This window comes from Enterococcus sp. 125944 (genome assembly GCF_051909435.1).
In the GTDB taxonomy this organism is placed as follows: Bacteria; Bacillota; Bacilli; order Lactobacillales; family Enterococcaceae; genus Enterococcus_D; species Enterococcus_D gallinarum.
This window is the reverse complement of the sequence record NZ_JBQASY010000010.1, coordinates 1-17,988: the sequence shown is the minus strand read 5'-3', so window position 1 is coordinate 17,988 and position 17,988 is coordinate 1. Positions and strand designations below refer to the sequence as shown.

General features: G+C 41.7%; 19 protein-coding genes. 10 read left to right on the top strand and 9 right to left on the bottom strand.

What is annotated here, in order from left to right; genetic code table 11:
- Nucleotides 1–63 precede the first annotated feature (63 nt).
- From ACTFWY_RS10120 to ACTFWY_RS10095, 6 genes are all read right to left on the bottom strand, one after another.
- A complete protein-coding gene (locus ACTFWY_RS10120; RefSeq protein ID WP_034706923.1) occupies nt 64–621 on the bottom strand; it encodes a TIGR01440 family protein in 558 nt (185 codons plus the stop codon).
- A gap of 7 nt (nt 622–628) precedes the next feature.
- Nucleotides 629–1,108 carry an ECF transporter S component gene (locus ACTFWY_RS10115; protein WP_138371649.1) on the bottom strand — a complete coding sequence of 160 codons (480 nt, stop codon included), beginning with the start codon at nt 1,106–1,108 and terminating at the stop codon, nt 629–631.
- A complete protein-coding gene (locus ACTFWY_RS10110) occupies nt 1,090–1,896 on the bottom strand; it encodes a hydroxymethylpyrimidine/phosphomethylpyrimidine kinase (protein WP_138371650.1) in 807 nt (268 codons plus the stop codon). Before ACTFWY_RS10110 ends, ACTFWY_RS10115 begins: the two co-directional genes overlap by 19 nt.
- A gap of 98 nt (nt 1,897–1,994) precedes the next feature.
- Nucleotides 1,995–3,518, bottom strand: a complete 1,524-nt coding sequence (gene zwf / locus ACTFWY_RS10105) for a glucose-6-phosphate dehydrogenase (RefSeq protein ID WP_060815194.1) — start codon at nt 3,516–3,518, stop codon at nt 1,995–1,997.
- Nucleotides 3,519–3,530: 12 nt separating this feature from the next.
- Entirely contained in the window at nt 3,531–4,178 is a 648-nt protein-coding gene (locus tag ACTFWY_RS10100; RefSeq protein ID WP_005471905.1) for a metal-dependent transcriptional regulator, read from the bottom strand.
- 196 nt (nt 4,179–4,374) lie between these two features.
- Nucleotides 4,375–5,610, bottom strand: coding sequence for an aminopeptidase (locus tag ACTFWY_RS10095; RefSeq protein WP_439926786.1), 1,236 nt, complete (start codon nt 5,608–5,610; stop codon nt 4,375–4,377).
- 231 nt (nt 5,611–5,841) lie between these two features.
- On the opposite strand from ACTFWY_RS10095, the gene ACTFWY_RS10090 reads away from it, so the two are divergent.
- Nucleotides 5,842–6,429: a TetR/AcrR family transcriptional regulator gene (locus tag ACTFWY_RS10090; protein WP_003127658.1), complete on the top strand. Its 588-nt coding sequence runs from the start codon at nt 5,842–5,844 to the stop codon at nt 6,427–6,429.
- 68 nt (nt 6,430–6,497) lie between these two features.
- On the opposite strand, the gene ACTFWY_RS10085 is transcribed toward ACTFWY_RS10090, so the two are convergent.
- Entirely contained in the window at nt 6,498–6,938 is a 441-nt protein-coding gene (locus tag ACTFWY_RS10085) for a flavodoxin (RefSeq protein WP_003127659.1), read from the bottom strand.
- A 171-nt stretch (nt 6,939–7,109) separates the two neighbouring features.
- Here ACTFWY_RS10085 and map point away from each other — a divergent pair, with 171 nt between their 5' ends.
- From map to ACTFWY_RS10070, 3 genes are read left to right on the top strand one after another with little or no spacing between them, the layout of a single operon-like run.
- Nucleotides 7,110–7,874 (top strand): type I methionyl aminopeptidase, encoded by a 765-nt coding sequence (map, locus tag ACTFWY_RS10080; RefSeq protein ID WP_003127660.1) that lies wholly within the window; start codon nt 7,110–7,112, stop codon nt 7,872–7,874.
- A 32-nt stretch (nt 7,875–7,906) separates the two neighbouring features.
- Nucleotides 7,907–8,830 (top strand): YihY/virulence factor BrkB family protein, encoded by a 924-nt coding sequence (locus ACTFWY_RS10075; protein ID WP_439926783.1) that lies wholly within the window; start codon nt 7,907–7,909, stop codon nt 8,828–8,830.
- Nucleotides 8,831–8,849: 19 nt separating this feature from the next.
- Complete coding sequence (locus ACTFWY_RS10070) at nt 8,850–10,061, top strand: glycosyltransferase family 4 protein (RefSeq protein WP_003127662.1); 1,212 nt, start codon at nt 8,850–8,852, stop codon at nt 10,059–10,061.
- Between the two features lie 90 nt (nt 10,062–10,151).
- Here the strand turns inward: ACTFWY_RS10070 and ACTFWY_RS10065 are convergent, their stop codons facing one another.
- Nucleotides 10,152–10,511 carry an iron-sulfur cluster biosynthesis family protein gene (locus ACTFWY_RS10065; RefSeq protein WP_021149466.1) on the bottom strand — a complete coding sequence of 120 codons (360 nt, stop codon included), beginning with the start codon at nt 10,509–10,511 and terminating at the stop codon, nt 10,152–10,154.
- Between the two features lie 148 nt (nt 10,512–10,659).
- Between ACTFWY_RS10065 and ACTFWY_RS10060 the strand changes: the two genes are divergently transcribed.
- From ACTFWY_RS10060 to ACTFWY_RS10040, 5 genes are all read left to right on the top strand, one after another.
- Nucleotides 10,660–11,646, top strand: coding sequence for an aldose epimerase family protein (locus tag ACTFWY_RS10060; protein WP_156248176.1), 987 nt, complete (start codon nt 10,660–10,662; stop codon nt 11,644–11,646).
- 114 nt (nt 11,647–11,760) lie between these two features.
- Nucleotides 11,761–12,207, top strand: coding sequence for a CopY/TcrY family copper transport repressor (locus tag ACTFWY_RS10055; RefSeq protein WP_003127665.1), 447 nt, complete (start codon nt 11,761–11,763; stop codon nt 12,205–12,207).
- A 3-nt stretch (nt 12,208–12,210) separates the two neighbouring features.
- Nucleotides 12,211–12,420, top strand: a complete 210-nt coding sequence (gene copZ, locus ACTFWY_RS10050) for a copper chaperone CopZ (protein ID WP_086269458.1) — start codon at nt 12,211–12,213, stop codon at nt 12,418–12,420.
- A 141-nt stretch (nt 12,421–12,561) separates the two neighbouring features.
- Entirely contained in the window at nt 12,562–14,703 is a 2,142-nt protein-coding gene (locus tag ACTFWY_RS10045) for a copper-translocating P-type ATPase (protein ID WP_439926781.1), read from the top strand.
- 196 nt (nt 14,704–14,899) lie between these two features.
- Nucleotides 14,900–15,418, top strand: a complete 519-nt coding sequence (locus ACTFWY_RS10040) for a prevent-host-death protein (RefSeq protein ID WP_029487167.1) — start codon at nt 14,900–14,902, stop codon at nt 15,416–15,418.
- A 168-nt stretch (nt 15,419–15,586) separates the two neighbouring features.
- Here the strand turns inward: ACTFWY_RS10040 and ACTFWY_RS10035 are convergent, their stop codons facing one another.
- Nucleotides 15,587–16,321 (bottom strand): DUF2087 domain-containing protein, encoded by a 735-nt coding sequence (locus ACTFWY_RS10035; protein ID WP_439926779.1) that lies wholly within the window; start codon nt 16,319–16,321, stop codon nt 15,587–15,589.
- Nucleotides 16,322–16,488: 167 nt separating this feature from the next.
- Here ACTFWY_RS10035 and ACTFWY_RS10030 point away from each other — a divergent pair, with 167 nt between their 5' ends.
- Nucleotides 16,489–17,667, top strand: a complete 1,179-nt coding sequence (locus ACTFWY_RS10030; RefSeq protein ID WP_029487166.1) for a pyridoxal phosphate-dependent aminotransferase — start codon at nt 16,489–16,491, stop codon at nt 17,665–17,667.
- Nucleotides 17,668–17,988: the final 321 nt, after the last annotated feature.

Sequence of the window (17,988 nt, the reverse complement as noted above, 5' to 3'; positions counted from 1 at the left end):
TGCGCGAAGGACGAATCGTCCAAGAAGCTTAGCAGGTATCCTTCGGTTTTGTTGAATCTTTCGTCACATAGCAGATACTTTGTACTGTGCCCGCGGTCCGCCGATATATTTGGGGCGTGAGCCTAATGCAGTCACATGAGCTGCACCTAACGTTTTGATACTTGGCCGAATAGGGATCTGTACGTGTTTGACATGCATGCCGATGGCAGTATCACCAATATCGATGCCAGCTTTCGCAACGATATGCTCCACTTCAACGGGATCATCAAACAAGCGAAATGCCGCTACAGAACAAGCACCTCCCGCATGAAGTGCAGGGACAACTGCCACTTCTTCTAATTGATAATACTGAGCAGTGCTACGCTCTACAGCTAATGCACGGTTCAAGTGTTCGCATCCTTGAACCGCTAAGCGAATGCCAAGCGGATCCAACACCTCTTTAATGGTCTTAATAATGATGTAGCCTACTTCTTCGCTGGAGTTTTTGCCGATCATCCCGCCAACGACTTCGCTAGTAGAACAGCCTAAAACAAATAAATCATTTTGCGTTAAGTGTGCTGCGTCAATTACTTCAGTTGTGATGGTTACTAAGTCATTTTTAAGTTGATGAAAATCATTCATTGGAATCTTACCTCTCATTCAAAGAAAATTTTTGCGTTCGTTTTAAATAATTGACAAGCGGAAATGCTACCAATATACCAAAAACATTTTGAAGGCTATTGCTGAGAATCGAAGCAATGCCTGCTCCAAAGCCAAACATGATGGTCGTTGCTGCGGCATAGCCTAAAATCATCGTCACGCTTCCCAAACAAAGTGCCAGCAGGGGATAGTGACGAAAACGACCAGTAAAGTAGCCTTGGCAGCCATGGATCAAAATAGAAAACAATGCCCATTCTGGATAACCGGACAAAAAGTCGATCATTCCGCCGCTCAAGCTGCCGACGATCGCACCTGAAGGACCGCCTAATAAAAGAGCCGTGGTATAGATGCCGGCTTCGCAAAGGGTCACGACACCTTTTGTCTGAGGAACTGGCAGGACAAATAATAAAGAAAGAGCGGTAGTCAGTGCTGTCAGCATAGCTAACGTTGTTAGTTTCTTGGTAGACATGAGGTAACTCCTTTCCTAAAATAAGCAAGTTGATCGACATTTCCTAAAGATTCTGTCAGCTGTAGCCCATTTTCAATGCCGGCAAAAACAAAGTCTTTGGCTTGCTGTACAGCATCTGTCATTGAGCGGTCAGTAGCCAAGAGCGCAGCGATGGCAGCGGATAACGTACAACCGGCGCCGTTCGTTGTCTGTTTGGGTGATTTTGGTGTCTCAAAAAAGAAAAAGTCATCCCCATCATAGAGCAGGTCGCAGGCTTGCAGCCCGTTCAGACGAGCGCCACCTTTGATCAACACAAAAGCAGGCCCAAGTGCTTTGATTTTTTTGGCAGCTATCTTCATTTCTTCCCGAGTAGTAATGGCTTGATTTGCGAAATATTCTGCTTCAACCAAATTGGGAGTAACGATAGTGGCTAAGGAAAATAAGGATTGCAGGGCGTGTTGATACTCTTGATTGGCTTTTGTCTGTCCTTCTTTAAAAGCTAAGACTGGATCTAAGATGATCGGGCAGTCTTGGGTCACTAGGAAATTTTTCACTAATTCGATCGTTTCCAGTGTATGTAATAGGCCGATTTTGATGGCTGCTAAACGGGTGAAAGCTTTAACTGAAGCTAATTGGTCCTTCAGCGTTGCAGGAGGGATATCATAAATGGTGATTTCCTCATTGATGGCTGCGACACAAGTGAGCACCATGTGACCAAAGGTATTGAATTCTTCAAAGGTCTTGATATCTGCAGTGGCACCACCACCTGCTAAGCTGTCTAAGCCAGCAATGGTCAATACTTGTTTCATTGATTCACATCCTTTAGTCTTTCGTTTTATTATAGCGAATGGAGCAAAAATAAAAACAGCCAATTGGCTGTTTTTTTACCCATCCAATTGGCTGCTGCTTATTGATTATTTAGTAAGTTCCGTTCACGATACCATTCATCTGGTTTCCAAATCCATTCAAAGCCATCAGCTGCTAATAGATCATAGGCGGCTTTTGGTCCCATGGTCCCTGCTGAATAGTTCGGAAAATCAGGTGTTTCTTTATCCCAAGCATGTCGGATGACATCGACGATGCGCCATGATTGAGCAACTTCGTCCCAATGAGTAAAGTTGGTGCCGTCCCCATTCAAAGCATCTAAGAGCAATTTTTCATAGGCTTCTGGCGTATTTTCTACGATTTCAGTACTATTGCGGTAATCTAGTTTAACAGGAAGGGTGTCGAATCCTTGACCGATTTCTTTGCCATTTAGAGAAAGTGAAAAGCCTTCCGTCGGTTGAATATAAATCGTCAAGACATTAGGTGCTAATTTCTTCTTGCTTTCGCAATCAGTCACATCTTTCTTGAAAACATTCACTGGGACTTGCTTGAAAACGATATTGATACGGGTGCCTTTCTCTGTTAAACGTTTCCCTGTGCGTACATAAAAAGGGACTCCTGACCAGCGGAAGTTGTCGATCAAAAACTTGCCTGCGACAAATGTTTCGGTGGCAGAATCTTCCGCAACATTCATTTCTTCACGATACCCAGCAAACTGCTGATCCTCTAATTGCCCGTGAGCATACTGTCCGCGGACAAAATTGGTTTTGACTTCTTCTTCTGAATAAATGCGAATCGCATTCAATGCTTTGATTTTTTCTGTACGGAGTTCTTTTTCTGAGAAAGCGACTGGTGGTTCCATAGCTAGCAAAGAGAGAATCTGCAAGATGTGGTTTTGGACCATATCCTTTAAGGCACCACTCTTATCATAATAGCCGCCGCGTTCTTCAACGCCGAGATCTTCAGCGATATTGATTTGAACATTGTCGATATAGCGGTTGTTCCATTGCGATTCAAAAATATTATTGGCAAAACGGATTGCAGAAATATTTTGGATCATTTCTTTTCCTAGATAGTGATCGATTCGATAGATCTCTTGCTCACTGAAAACTTGATTGATTTCTTCGTTCAATTGTTTCGCAGAGGCATAGTCACTTCCGAAAGGTTTTTCAATCACCACACGATGGTAGCCTTCGGTTTCAAGCATGCCTTGTGATTTTAAATGTGAGACGATGGTACCAAAGAAGTTTGGAGACATTGCCAGATAAAACAGTTGGTTTCCTTCAAGCTGATACTTCTGATCTAGAGAATCTGCCAGCTCTTTCAATGAGTCATAGTGAGTGGTATCTGTCACATCATGAGACTGATAATAAAAATGTGAAGCGAAAGTCTCAGCTTGTTCTTTTGACTCGATCAAATCTTCGATCGTTCCCATAACAACTTCACGGTAATGTTCATCTGACCAAGGACGGCGAGCCGTACCGATTACAGCAAAATCTTCTTTAAGATCGCCTTTTTTATACAAACGGAAGAGGGAAGGGTAAAGTTTGCGTTGTGCAAGGTCACCGGTTCCGCCAAAAATAGTAAAAAGCACCTTTTTTTCCATCGTTTTCACTCCTTACAATTTATCTACAAAAATCGTACTAGCTGCTTTATAACTGACAGCAATTTCTTTATCCGCATTTTTAATGGTGATCGGTCCTTCGTAGGCAGCCGTATCAATGATCTCAAACTCTTCATGAATATTCAGGTCGATGGCTACCAGATAGTCCAACAATTCCCGTTCATCCAACACGCGAGCAATTCGGATCTTTGTCCCGACAGGGTAAGCACTCATCGTCGTTTTTTCTCCTTCGTGGACGGGTTGTCCTTGTTCGGGGATCATTCCGCCGTGAGGACAAAACTTAGGATGTCCTAGATAGGCTTCTAAATGATCAGCCAATGTCCCTGATGTGACATGTTCAAGTACCTCCGCATCATCGTGGACTTCATTCCAAGAATAATTCAAATGCTCCACTAAAAATACTTCCCATAAACGATGTTTACGAATGAGAGCACTTGCCGAAGCTAGTCCGCTTTCGGTCAATTGGACGCCTTGATAAGGAGAGTGTTCTACTAAGCCTTCTTTTAAAAGCTTAGAAATCATCTCGCTTACTGAAGCAGCAGACACATCCAGACCAGAAACGATTTGTTTGTTGTTGATTTTCTTCTGATCACCGCCCAATTCCAAGATGAGCTTCAAATAATCTTCGCGGTTTGGTGTCATGGTATTCATCCTCTCTTATCAAAGACTATCAAACTAAATTCTATCAAAAAAAGCCACAGATTACTACGGAAAAAACCGTGGGAAGAAGAAGGTTTTTTATAAACCGCTTTACTTTATTCGCTTATTCTGACAGTCAGTTTTTTAAGAAGAAGAAAACTGAGAGAATGATTCATCCTCTCAGCCTTTTTAGTGTGTATTAAGCCCAATCGCCATTTCTGAATACTGGGACTGTTGTGCCATCTTCTTTGATTCCATCGATGGACATTTGGGCAGCTCCTACCATAAAGTCAACGTGTGTTTGGCTGCGGTTGAGACCAGCAGCGGCCAATTCTTCTTCGCTCATTTCTGTTCCACCTTGTAAGCTGAATGCATAAGCCGAACCAAGAGCTAAGTGGTTTGAAGCATTTTCATCAAAAAGGGTGTTGAAGAAAATGATTCCGGATTGTGAGATTGGTGAAGGATCAGGAACAAGGGCCACTTCGCCTAAATGTTTTGCGCCTTCATCAATGGCTAATAATTTTGCTAAAACTTCTTCTCCTTGTTCTGCAGAGAAATCAACCACTTTCCCATCTTTAAAGGTGAACTTCATCCCAGAGATGATCGTTCCCGCATAGCTTAATGGTTTCGTACTTGAGATATAGCCATCGATGCGGCGGCTATCAGGAGCGGTAAAGACCTCTTCTGTTGGCATGTTTGCCATAAACTTTTCGCCACGGGCATTGAAGCTGCCGGCACCTTCCCATAAATGGTTCTTTGGCAAGCCGATAATAATGTCTGTGCCTGGGGCAGTATAATGCAACGCTGTGAATTGTTCTTCGTTGAGTTCATTGGCTTTTTCTTGCAACGTTTTATCATGATTCTTCCAAGCTGCCACAGGGTCTTCTTCATAGATGCGCGTTGTTTTGAAAATTTGATCCCAAAGCAAGTCTTGCGCTTCTTCTGGTGTTGCATCAGGGAAGACTTTTTGTGCCCAATCTTGACCAGCGGCTGCCACAACCGTCCAGCTCACTTTGTTGGCTTGGGTTGCTTTTCGCAAGTTAATCATGGCTTTCCCCGAGGCGGCTTGATAAGTCGCTACGCGGTCTGAATCTACACCTGCTAATGCATCGGGATTGGCTGAAACCACACTGATACGGCTCGCACCTTTTGCTACCCAATCGTCTGTTTGATCGATTTTGTATTGGGGAATCGTTTCCAAGCGATCGCTGTCGGCGTGGGCAAGAAATTCTTTTTGAACGACATCATCTGTCCATTGAACGATGACTTCTGCTGCCCCTAATGCATAGGCTTTTTTTGTCAAAAGGCGAGCCAAAGGTGCTTGATCAACAGCGATTTGGATGACGATCGTATGGCCTTTTTGAACATTGACGCCAACTTCTGTGATTAGTTGGGCATATTTCTCAAGATTTTGATTAAAATTTGGTAAAACCATTAAAATTCCTCCTAATTTTTCTAACTATAACTTTCTCTATGATAGCACTATCTTTTTTTGAAAACAAATGAAATCGAAGTCAAAAAAACAGATTTTTTCATGCTGAATTGGAAGCAAATAGGGACTAGGACAATCTTAAAAGTTGTTTTGCAATCTTAAAAAAACATGATACAATGAATAAAAGGTTTTTCTGAAAGCGATGTATAGCAGAATTAAGGAGATTAAAAAATTATGGCAAGAAAGAAAACAATTACTAGAGACCAGATTTTAAAAGCTGCCTATGAAGTTGTCGCAACCGAAGGATTCACACGTTTTACCGCACGTAATATTGCAGCGAAAATGAAGTGTTCAACCCAACCGATTTACTTAGAATTCAAAAACATGGATGACCTTAAAAGTGCCTTGATCAATCAAATTTATGATTATCTAGCAACAGAAGTATTTCCCATTGAGAGACGTGGGGACGTGATCGTCGATCTGACTTTGAATTACATTGGTTTTGCGAATAAAGAAAAACGCTTGTATCGCGCGCTTTACCTGGAAGAGTATGGCGGTGGCGATTCCATGCAAAAATTTTCTTTTGATTTATTCGTCAAATCTGTGAAAAAAGATCCGAAATATCAGGATTTAACAGAAGTCGAACTGAAATCATTGCATACGGGTGTATGGATCGTTGCCACTGGATTAGCCGCATTGATGTCTTCGGGAATTCTTCATCCGACAGAAGACCAAATTGCAAAATTGATGACCGAGACCGCAGAAAATATCATTCATCGAGAAACACCGATTGATATTTCATACAAGTCATTCGATCAATAATTAAATCATACGTAAAGAGAAAAAAGCATGTACCCAGCGTGGGATACATGCTTTTTTATGTATGCGCATCAAAGAGATGCAACGATTTTTTTCGCAAAGTCTTCTAAGTTTTGAATGTCTTCTTCTTCGGCAGCCAAATCAACTTTGACGCTTTCTGCTCCTTTGATAGCACCGGTCTTGGCAAAAGCTGCTTCAAAATCATCGACAGATTTGCAAAAATCATCGTAGAACGTGTCACCTGAACCGCAAACACCAAATGTTTTTCCACTCAGGTCTAATTCTTGCAAGTCTTCATAGAAATCAACGATCTCGTCTGGCAGTTCACCATCACCATAGGTATAAGTGGCTACAATGCAAATATCTGCCTCTTCGAATTCATCGGCATCTACTTGCGTACATTCATTGATATCTACCTCAATAGCCAGATTTTCAAGTGCTTCTGCAACGATATCAGCTATTTCTTCGGTGTTGCCTGTCATGCTTGCGTAAACGATTTTAGCTAAAGTCATAAATAAGTCCTCCGATCCTTTAACGGTCAACAGTAAAAACCCTCTCTGATTATAGCAAACCCAGTCAAGAATAACAATTCTTGAAAAAAGTCTTAGGTGAATCAGCAGACTTTGTAAAATTCTTGCTTTCTATGGTAAAATAAGAGGAATTTAAATAAGGGAGACGAGAAAATGATAACATTAAAATCTGCCAGAGAGATTGATCAAATGGCTGAGTCCGGCGCATTACTTGCGGACGTTCATAAACAACTTCGTACGTTTATTAAACCAGGGATCACTAGCTGGGATATCGAAGTATTTGTGAGAAATTATATTGAAAGCCATGGCGGAATCGCTGCACAGATCGGCTTTGAAGATTATAAATATGCGACTTGCTGCAGCATCAACAATGAGATTTGTCATGGGTTTCCCCGAAAAAAAGTATTAAAAAATGGTGATCTGATCAAAGTAGATATGTGTATTGATCTAAAAGGCGGAATCTCCGATTCTTGCTGGAGTTATGTCGTAGGTGAATCGACCCCAGAAATCGATCGTTTAATGGAAGTAACGAAAAAAGCGATGTATTTGGGAATCGAACAAGCACAAGTTGGGAATCGAATCGGTGATATTGGTCATGCGATCCAAACGTATGCGGAAGGTGAAGGCTATGGTGTTGTCCGTGATTTTGTCGGTCATGGCATTGGTCCAACGATCCACGAAGCACCAATGATTCCTCATTATGGCGAAGCAGGGAAAGGCCTGCGCTTGAAAGAAGGGATGGTCATCACGATCGAGCCGATGATCAACACAGGAACTTGGAAAATGAAGATGGATCCAAATGGTTGGACAGCGTACACACTTGATGGTGGATTGAGTTGTCAATATGAGCATAGCTTAGCTATCACAAAAGATGGTCCACGGATCTTGACTTCTCAAGGAGAAGAAGGAACCTACTAGAAAAGAATGGACGGATGTCGGAGGAACCCCAAATGAAATGGATCGATAAGGCGAAAAGCAATCAAAAGCTTATGCGATTTATAGAAACGACACAAACGCGGATCACGGAATCTGAAATGGGAACGACCTCAGTTGTCGTAGCCTATTATTTATTACTATCCTTGTTTCCATTGCTGATCGCGATCGGAAACTTGCTGCCTTTTCTTTCAATCGCTCCTAGTAACGTGCTGCCCTATGTCCAAGAATTGATTCCTGGTCAAGTGTATGAATTTATCGGACCGGCCATTGAGAATCTGCTGACTTCTGGTTCCGGCGGCTTGTTGTCTATTTCGGCACTTGCAGCTCTTTGGTCAGCCAGCCAAAGCATCAATGCATTACAAATTGCCATGAACAAAGCGTTTGGTGTCGATCAGCGTTCGAACTTTATTGTTGTTCGTGCGGTCTCTTTTGTCATTATTCTCTTGTTTATGATTGCAATCGTAGGTGTGACGATGGTTATTGGTTTAGGGAAGATCATTTTGGACTTTCTACAACCAATCTTCCATATTCAAGATGATTTGATTGCTACCTTCCAAACTGTCAAATGGCCTTTGACGATCATTGCGTTGCTGTTTATCTTGATGCTAATCTACTGGTTGGTGCCTAATGCCAAAGTAAAACTTCGGTCAACGCTTCCTGGCGCAGTATTTGCTACTGCGGGCTGGATGTTGCTGTCGCAAGTGTTCGGCTTATATGCCCGCTTTTTTGCTGGTAGGATCAGCGGCTATCAAATCATCGGGAGTTTCATTGTGTTGATGATTTGGCTGAATCTGGCAGCAACGATCATTATTTTAGGCGGCATCATCAACGCAGTTGTGGAAGAATATTTATCGGGACAAGAGATCAAAGAACGAAAAGATCCCGTGGAACGTATCTCATCAAAACTTGAAGATACATTTTCCAATAAGGAGAAATAAATGAAAGTGAGAATGAGCGATGGAATTTGCATTTAAATTTATTGTACGTCTTTTCATCACGATGATCATATCTTTGATATTGACGCCCATCATTAAATTGATATCCTTTAAAATTGGTGCAGTCGATCGCCCAGGAGAACGACGAATCAACACCAAAACAATGCCTACAGCAGGAGGACTTAGTATTTTCCTGTCCTTCTCTTTTGCCTTGCTTTGGGAGTTTCGCGAGATGATCCCATTTAACTATGTCTGGCCAATGCTCTTAGGAGCCGCGATCGTTGTAGTGACTGGTTTGCTTGACGATATCTTTGAGCTCTCTCCATTACAAAAGGTCTGTGGGTTAACGCTAGCGGCTTTGGAAATCTATTTTGTGGCGGGGATCAAGATCAGTACTGTGTCGATTCCTTATATCGGTGTATTCGATTTAGGGTGGTTAGGCCTGCCAATGACAATTTTATGGATATTGGCAATCACAAATGCTGTCAATTTGATTGATGGGTTAGATGGACTGGCTAGTGGAGTATCGATCATCAGTTTGATAACGATTGGGATTATCAGTTACTTCTTTTTGCCTGATTCAGTAGCTGTTTCAATGGTGATCTTTACTTTAGTCGCTGCCATCGTGGGATTCTTTCCCTATAACTTTTATCCAGCAACGATTTTTCTGGGTGATACGGGTGCTTTATTCTTAGGGTTTATGATTTCCGTTCTCTCATTGCAAGGGTTGAAGAATGCGACGTTTATTACCGTGATCACGCCTATGCTGATTCTGGGCGTACCAATCACCGATACTGTCTATGCGATGATTCGACGGAAGTTCAACAAACAAAAAATTTCTTCTGCTGATAAAATGCATCTTCATCATCGCTTGCTTTCTTTAGGATTTACTCATCGGGGAGCAGTATTGACAATCTATGCGTTAGCAATGGTATTTTCTTTTATTGCACTGTTGATGAACTATGCCAGTAATACGGCAATTATTCTACTGATCATTAGTACCGCATTTGGGATTGAATTATTTATTGAATTGATTGGTTTGGTGGGAGAGAATCGCCAACCATTGATGTGCGCCTTGAAATTTCTAGGTAATCGGCGCTTTCGTCAGGAAGTTTTGACAAAGAGAACAGGCGACTCACTAGAAACAACCGAGGAGCCAATAAAGGAACCAACAGAATCAAAAACCCCTCAGCGGACCTCGCGCAGAAAACGACGGGCTAGGCATAAAAAATAATCTCGGTCCATCAGTAAAAGAACGATCCTCACATGACATGTTCAGTTTAAGCTGAAAGTCACGTGTGGGTCGTTTTTTTTGTATCTATCCCTAAAAGGATTGTTTGCGCAAATCGATTATTTCAACGTTACGATCGACAACGCCAGATTCTGTTTCTAACATAATTGATTGGAAACGCTCATTTAAATTAAGCTTTGGTTCTTGGTCAAAATAATTGGCTGTATAGTCTTTGATATAAATAGGTCCAACCGCAGATGAGAGAGTAATGGTGTAAGGTGCGGGAACCTCTTTGTCTGAGACCAGCAAGAAACGAAAACTTGTATCGAGAGAACAGATCCCTAATTTCGAATAAGGTCCGACACCGTCATCCAGATCCAGCAGTAAAGCACCCTCATTGCTATGATATCCTTCTAGTTTGTTGATAACTGCTTGTGACATTTTTAGTTCCATCATGTGTTCCTCCTTCTTTTTCTTCATTTTCATTCTAAGAGCATTTCCCTTAGAACAAAAGTAATCTGCTTTCAGCTTATTGACGTCTTGAGGCTAAAACGTCTATACTGAATGAGAAGTTATTTCAGTGAAGAAAGAAGGATGGTCAATGCCAAGTGTACAGCAACGAGAAACAGAAAAAATGGGAACAGTTTATGAAGTTGAAAATGATAGCGGTGTCAAACTTGTAACAAGCCCGGAAGGAGCACGCTTACTGGATTGGATCGTGCCGATTGATGGCGGCCGAGACTTAGTTGTTGGGTATGATACGATCGCAGGACACCAGAAAGCGCGTTATTATGGCGCAACGATTGGGCCAGTTGCCGGCAGAATTGCAGGAACCCGATTTACTATCGACGGGAAAGAGTATCAAACAGAAGATAATGATAATGGCAATACATTGCATGGCGGATTTAAGGGATTGGATACCGATACTTGGAAAGCTGAAACATTTGAAACAGAAACCGCAGCTGGCGTAATTTATCGGACAGAACGCAAAGACGGCGATAGTGGATTTCCGGGCAATGTTTCATACACAGTGACTTATACATTGGATAATGATGATTCATTTACGATTACTTACGATGCCACAACCGATCAGCCTACACTATATAATCCCACGAATCATGGCTATTTCAATTTGACTGGTGACACTAGAAATCCAATAGATGATCACATGGTTCAAATCAATGCAGAATATGTGGCTGAAACGAATCCTGATGTCACAACAACAGGAAAAAAACAACCTGTTGCTGATACGAAGTTTGACTTTCGTGTAGCACGAAAAATGGGCACAACATTACTTGATGATCCATTCTTATTGGACCATACTCAGGACTGGGACTTGAAAGTGACGAGCCCTGATGAAAAAGTTTCCATCACAGTTACAACGGATCGACCGGCTGTAGTCATCTATACCACACGAGATGGCGAAGAAGGAGCACCAATGAAAACCGGACCTTTTGCAAACCATGGCGGAATGGCTATTGAAACCCAAGGCGTTCCTGGAACAGAAAAATATCCTCAGTTTGGGGAGATCCTCTTACGTCCAGAAAAACCTTTCCATTCTGTGACTCGCTATCGTGTTTTTTATTAATCATAGATAATATATGACCTCTGTCAGTTGATCTCAAACACTGCAGAGGTTTTTTTTGACAATTTTCGATTACAGATGTAAACTTAAATCGTAAACAAGCAAGGAGGAAAAAATATGCAATCATCAAGTGCTCCTATAAAAATCAGTGATTCCGAATGGGAGATCATGCGAGTGATTTGGACATTAGGAAAATCCGATGCCCAAGAAGTCACGGCACTTCTTAGCGAATCCAAAGACTGGAAAACAGCAACCGTTAAAACATTATTAGGCCGTCTAGTGAAAAAAGGCGTATTGCGGACAGAAACCCAAGGAAAAAAATTTGTTTATTATCCTTTGGTTTCCGAGGATGCTACGATTCAAAGTGCCACAGAGAGTTTATTCTCTCATATCTGTGCAAAAAAAATCGGCCAAACATTGGCAGAAATGATTCGTGAATCGGAACTAACGAATGAAGATCTAACAATGTTGGAAGAGGCACTGGCGCAAAAAGAACCGGTAGCCGCTATTGCTTGCAACTGTATACCGGGACAATGTCAATGTACAATGAATGAAGGAGAATAAATCATGAAAAAAATCTATCACATTGAAGGAATGAGCTGCGACCACTGTGTTGCTCGGGTAGAAAAAGCATTGTCTGAAGTGCCAGGTGTCAAAAAAGCAAAGGTAAATTTAAAGAAAGCCAATGCTAAAGTCAAATATGACGAACAACTTGTTACAGATGATGACATCATCGCTAAAGTAACGGAGGTGGGGTACACAGCCACGGTTGAATAAGTCTCTCACCGCTGTTCTTGAAAGATATGGAATGAAAAAAGTTCATTTAATTGTTTGCGGAAAGACGGTAGGCAACTTCTGTCATCCCCTAACGCGTTCCAGCAGGGCGCAAAATTTTCCAGCAAAAAGGAGGAGTTTGAGATGAGCCATAACGAAATGGACGGAGGACATTCGGAAATGGATCACAGTAAGATGGATCACAGTAAGATGGATCACAGTAAGATGGATCACAGTAAGATGGATCACAGTAAGATGGATCACAGTAAGATGGATCACAGTAAGATGGATCATAGCCACATGGATCATGGCATGAGTGGAATGGATCATAGTATGCATATGGGGAATTTCAAACAAAAGTTTTGGCTTTCCTTGGTTTTAGCAATCCCGATTATTCTTTTATCCCCTATGATGGGGCTTGAATTGCCTTTTCAGTTCACTTTTCCAGGGTCTGACTGGCTAGTGATGATTTTAGCCACGATTTTGTTCTTCTATGGCGGTCAGCCTTTCTTGAGCGGAGCGAAGATGGAACTGCAGCAAAAGAGTCCAGCAATGATGACGTTGATTGCTATGGGGATCACAGTCTCTTATGTCTATAGTATTTACGCGTTTATCGCGAATCATTTCATGCATGGCGCACATGTCATGGACTTCTTTTGGGAACTGGCTTCATTGATCGTGATCATGCTTTTAGGACATTGGATCGAGATGAACGCTGTGTCCAATGCAGGGAATGCATTGCAAAAATTAGCTGAATTATTGCCTGATGAAGTAACTCGCAAAAAGGCAGATGGTTCTGAAGAAAAGATACCACTGGACACAGTGAAGAAAAATGATCGTTTGATCGTACGAGCGGGTGACAAAATCCCTACAGACGGTATCATCAAAGAAGGGGCAACCACGATTGATGAATCCGCAGTTACGGGTGAGTCCCGTAGAGTAGCGAAAGAGTCCGGTTCGAAGGTAATCGGGGGTTCCGTGAATGGAAATGGAACGATTACTATTGAAGTAACAGGAACCGGTGATGAGAGCTATCTTTCAAAAGTAATGGAAATGGTTCGTCAAGCGCAGGCGGATAAATCAAAATTGGAAGCTTTGTCAGATAAAGTGGCAAAATGGTTGTTCTATATTGCATTGGTCGTCGGAATTACCGCATTTGTAATTTGGGTGTTCGCAGCGGATTTGCCAACAGCGCTGGATCGGATGGTAACTGTTTTTGTCATTGCCTGTCCTCATGCACTTGGATTAGCCATTCCGTTGGTTGTCGCACGTTCGACATCAATTGCTGCTAAAAACGGCTTATTGTTAAAAAATCGTAATGCACTGGAAAATGCCCATGATCTAGACTATTTGTTACTTGATAAAACCGGTACTTTAACACAAGGAACTTTCTCGGTCACAGGAATTGAAAGCTTTGGTGACTATACAGCAGATGAACTACTAGCCTATCTAGCAGGGCTGGAACAATCAGCCAATCATCCTATTGCTGATGGCATCTTAGCGCAAGCAAAAAAGGAAAATATTCAGCCGAAGGAAGCGACTGGAATCCAAGCGCATTCTGGTATCGGGATCGAAGGGATGATTGCTGGGGAGAAATGGCAGATCGTCAATCAAAAAGGGATCGAAAAGTATCAGACAACCATTGATACGGACCAATTGAATAAATATCAAGAACAAGGGAACACCATTAGCTACTTGGTGAAAGGCAATCAAGTCGAAGGACTCGTAGCTTTGGGAGACAAAATCAAACCAGAGGCGGTAAATTTCATCGAAACATTGAAGAAACAAGGGATTACACCAGTGATGTTAACTGGAGACAATCAAGCAGCTGCTAAGGCAGTGGCAACTTATCTAGGCATCGATGAGTATTTTGCTGAATTATTGCCAGAAGATAAAGAACGAATCGTTGCTGATTATCTGAATAAGAAACAACGGGTAGCGATGGTTGGTGATGGTATCAATGATGCACCAAGCTTGGCTCGGGCAACGATCGGTATTGCTATCGGCGCTGGAACAGATGTCGCGATTGATTCCGCAGATGTTGTTTTGACCAATAGTAACCCTAATGATATTCTGCATTTTCTTGAACTGGCTCATAAAACTAGACGAAAAATGATTCAAAACCTTTGGTGGGGAGCAGGGTACAATATTGTGACGATTCCCTTAGCTGCAGGAATCCTAGCACCAATTGGTATCATTTTAAATCCCGCTGTCGGCGCCGTTTTGATGTCACTAAGCACAATCGTAGTAGCAATCAATGCTATGACACTCAAAATTGATGAGTGACAAAAAACCGAATCGTTTGTTTCCATTGATTCTCTTGTAAGCAGGAGAACGACCGAAACAAACTGATTCGGTTTTTTAGTCAGTTGAGAATCGAAGATTCTTTGGTGATTTAACGGCAAAGCCGTCGAAATAAACCTACAATCGACCAGTGACTTTATGCTATAATGTGTTCGTTGAGACAAGGAGGACGTTGAGAATGGAACTGAAGAAGTTAGAGGTTCCCACTACTTCGATCACTGAAGTAAAAAAATCTCCGATGGATGTATTTAATCAAGCGAGAGAAGCGGGAACAGCAGTATATGTATTCAATCGTGAAAAAGTGGCGGGGGTCATGCTGACACAAGAGCAATATGAAACACTCTTACAGGAACTGGATCAACGGCCATTAGCGGAAGAAGAGCCGGATCAACCAGCTGTGGCGGGATTGGAAGAATTCTTACAGATTATGCGGCAAGCATTGATCACAGGGGCAACGATTTCTGCAAAAAATTTGGACGAACGAATGGTCGCATTAGGCTTTATTACCCGCAAAACAGGCTTTGGCGGTGTAGTTGACATGATCAATGAATTAAAAGAAACCGGAAAGATTGTCTATCAATTGCGCAAAAAGCCCGATGGAAAATCTATCAGTGCCGAAGTCATCGGCGAGCAAGACAATCAAACGCAGCTTTTTGATAAATTGATCATCAAAAAAATATTCCTTAAAGAAAACTAACAGTTATGCTGCAGCATAACTGTTTTTTTGCGTAAGTGTAATAGTGTGAGTATAGTCGATACCGATAGAAATAATGGCTGAGACAAAAGGTGTGAAAAGGATACTCCTGATTAGGATCAAAAAGTACCATCAGATAACAGCTAAGTCTCAGCCTTTTTCAGCGACCCACTAAGCAACCGTCAACCAATAGGTTTTACCATCTTTGGTTCGCTGCATGAATCCGTATTCGATCAAATAGCGGCGAACAGTGACGTAGTCAGCAATAAACTGTTTCAAAATATCATTGACGGCACTTTCGGAATAATTTTTTTGAGAATCAAATTTTTGAGCCAAAACACTCAATACCACGATTTTGCGTTTTTCCTTACTTGGGAATTGATGAATCACCCCATCTTGATCGAAGTAAGTCGCAATGATTTTTTCTCTTTCTTCGCTGGTGATTGCATAACGATCATCCAACATGGTTGCTCCTGTATGGGGAAGAACAAAATCTTGTTCCTCTAAATGTGCCATAATACTTAAAAAGACTTTCGCTTGCCGTTCTTTTTCTTTTAATTTAAAGCGGTGATTTCGTACTGTCGAATTAGAGATACCTAGACGTTGCGCGATGACGGCATCGCTGAGTCCTTGCGCAAATAATGATAAGATCTCTTGTTGGCTTTCTGACAAACCTGTCTGCTCGCGACTTAATGACAGCAATGCATTCAGTAAACCACCATGGACCTCATTTAGATGTGATAAGATGCATTTTTTGGCGGTATAAAAGCGATCAGAGGTTGGATAAATTTGTCCTTTTTCATAATTAACATCGCAGAATAGGCATTGATAATGTGTTTTTGTGGAACGATACCCATGTTCATAGTCAGACAAAGAGGTGGCGGGAATAGTATTCACTTTAATCATCTCCTTTCGTTTGTTTATATACTAACATTTATAAATATCGTTTGCAAATATATAAACAGATGGATTTTTTATTTTTTGTTTTAGCGAAAGTATTAAATTACGGATCAAAATGTGATAGGATTAACAGCAATAACAAAAGGTAACTTTGTGTGGATAGGAGTGATACGATGACAGATGTCAGTCAACGTTTTAACAAAGAAGTCTATCAAATTGCTGTTTCTTTGATTCGAAAATTTGATGAGCGGGTATCTGGTATACCAGATATTTTGAAATTAACATTAGGCGAACCGGATTTCAATACACCGGATCATGTCAAAAATGCTGGTGTTCAAGCAATTGAGCAAAATTACAGCCATTACTCAGGAATGGCCGGGTTAACGGATGTTCGAGAAGCCGCAAGCCTTTTTTTAAAAGAAAAATATCAATTGAGTTATGATCCGTTATCAGAAGTATTAGTGACTATCGGTGCAACTGAAGCAATCTCTGCTTCTTTATTAGCAATTCTGGAACCAGGAGATAAAGTCCTTTTGCCAGCACCTATTTATCCCGGATATGAGCCCGTGATTCAACTAGCTCACGCTACCCCCATTTATTTAGATACCACAGCGAACGATTTTGTATTGTCACCGGAGATGTTGGAAGCGGCTTTGATTGAGCATGGGGATCAGGTCAAGGCGGTTATCTTAAATTATCCTAGTAATCCAACCGGCGTGGTTTATTCTCGTGAAGAAGTTCAAGCACTTGCGGAAGTTCTGAAAAAATATCCTGTGTTTGTCGTTAGTGATGAAATTTATAGTGAACTTTCTTACGACGCACCCCATGTATCGATCGCAGAATATTTACCGGAACAGACCATTTTGATCAATGGGTTATCAAAATCACATGCAATGACTGGCTGGCGGATTGGTTTTATCTTTGCTCCCGTTGCCTTAACTGCCCAAATTATCAAAGTTCATCAATATTTAGTAACGGCAGCCTCAACGATTTCACAAAAAGCAGCTGTAAGAGCGTTAGTTGAAGGAATCAATGATGCTGCAGTTATGAAAGCCGAGTACCGTCAGCGACGTGATTTTCTCTATGAAAAAATGACAGCATTAGGTTTTGAAATCGCCAAGCCGTCAGGAGCTTTCTATTTATTTGCAAAAATCCCAACCGGTTATGAACAAGATTCGATGGCATTCTGTGTTGATTTAGCAGAAAAAAATCAATTAGCAATCATACCAGGGATTGCATTCGGACCAGAAGCCGAAGGATATGTACGCCTAAGCTACGCAGCCAGCCAAGAGAACCTGCAAGAAGCCATGAAGCGACTAAGTAATTATATGAAGAAACAACCAAATCAATAAACACATCAGAGCGTCCCAATGGGACGCTCTTTTGCTGCGAATCACTGCGATTGACACTCGAAGAGTGGCAGAGCAGATGATGAGCAGTACTAGGCGATCAAAGAGAGCGTAGTCACATTCAAATGAATCACTGCGACTGACACTCGAAGAGTGGCAGAACAGATGATGAGCAGTACTAGGCGATCAAAGAGAGCGTAGTCACATTCAAATGAATCACTGCGATTGACACTCGAAGAGTGGCAGAGCAGATGATGAGCAGTACTAGGCGATCAAAGAGAGCGTAGTCACATTCAAATGAATCACTGCGACTGACACTCGAAG

Coding starts and splice junctions, on each gene's coding strand:
- ACTFWY_RS10120 (WP_034706923.1), bottom strand. CDS start 621: ATGAATGATTTTCATCAACTTAAAAATGACTTAGTAACCATCACAACT.
- ACTFWY_RS10115 (WP_138371649.1), bottom strand. CDS start 1,108: ATGTCTACCAAGAAACTAACAACGTTAGCTATGCTGACAGCACTGACT.
- ACTFWY_RS10110 (WP_138371650.1), bottom strand. CDS start 1,896: ATGAAACAAGTATTGACCATTGCTGGCTTAGACAGCTTAGCAGGTGGT.
- zwf (WP_060815194.1), bottom strand. CDS start 3,518: ATGGAAAAAAAGGTGCTTTTTACTATTTTTGGCGGAACCGGTGACCTT.
- ACTFWY_RS10100 (WP_005471905.1), bottom strand. CDS start 4,178: ATGACACCAAACCGCGAAGATTATTTGAAGCTCATCTTGGAATTGGGC.
- ACTFWY_RS10095 (WP_439926786.1), bottom strand. CDS start 5,610: ATGGTTTTACCAAATTTTAATCAAAATCTTGAGAAATATGCCCAACTA.
- ACTFWY_RS10090 (WP_003127658.1), top strand. CDS start 5,842: ATGGCAAGAAAGAAAACAATTACTAGAGACCAGATTTTAAAAGCTGCC.
- ACTFWY_RS10085 (WP_003127659.1), bottom strand. CDS start 6,938: ATGACTTTAGCTAAAATCGTTTACGCAAGCATGACAGGCAACACCGAA.
- map (WP_003127660.1), top strand. CDS start 7,110: ATGATAACATTAAAATCTGCCAGAGAGATTGATCAAATGGCTGAGTCC.
- ACTFWY_RS10075 (WP_439926783.1), top strand. CDS start 7,907: ATGAAATGGATCGATAAGGCGAAAAGCAATCAAAAGCTTATGCGATTT.
- ACTFWY_RS10070 (WP_003127662.1), top strand. CDS start 8,850: ATGGAATTTGCATTTAAATTTATTGTACGTCTTTTCATCACGATGATC.
- ACTFWY_RS10065 (WP_021149466.1), bottom strand. CDS start 10,511: ATGGAACTAAAAATGTCACAAGCAGTTATCAACAAACTAGAAGGATAT.
- ACTFWY_RS10060 (WP_156248176.1), top strand. CDS start 10,660: ATGCCAAGTGTACAGCAACGAGAAACAGAAAAAATGGGAACAGTTTAT.
- ACTFWY_RS10055 (WP_003127665.1), top strand. CDS start 11,761: ATGCAATCATCAAGTGCTCCTATAAAAATCAGTGATTCCGAATGGGAG.
- copZ (WP_086269458.1), top strand. CDS start 12,211: ATGAAAAAAATCTATCACATTGAAGGAATGAGCTGCGACCACTGTGTT.
- ACTFWY_RS10045 (WP_439926781.1), top strand. CDS start 12,562: ATGAGCCATAACGAAATGGACGGAGGACATTCGGAAATGGATCACAGT.
- ACTFWY_RS10040 (WP_029487167.1), top strand. CDS start 14,900: ATGGAACTGAAGAAGTTAGAGGTTCCCACTACTTCGATCACTGAAGTA.
- ACTFWY_RS10035 (WP_439926779.1), bottom strand. CDS start 16,321: ATGATTAAAGTGAATACTATTCCCGCCACCTCTTTGTCTGACTATGAA.
- ACTFWY_RS10030 (WP_029487166.1), top strand. CDS start 16,489: ATGACAGATGTCAGTCAACGTTTTAACAAAGAAGTCTATCAAATTGCT.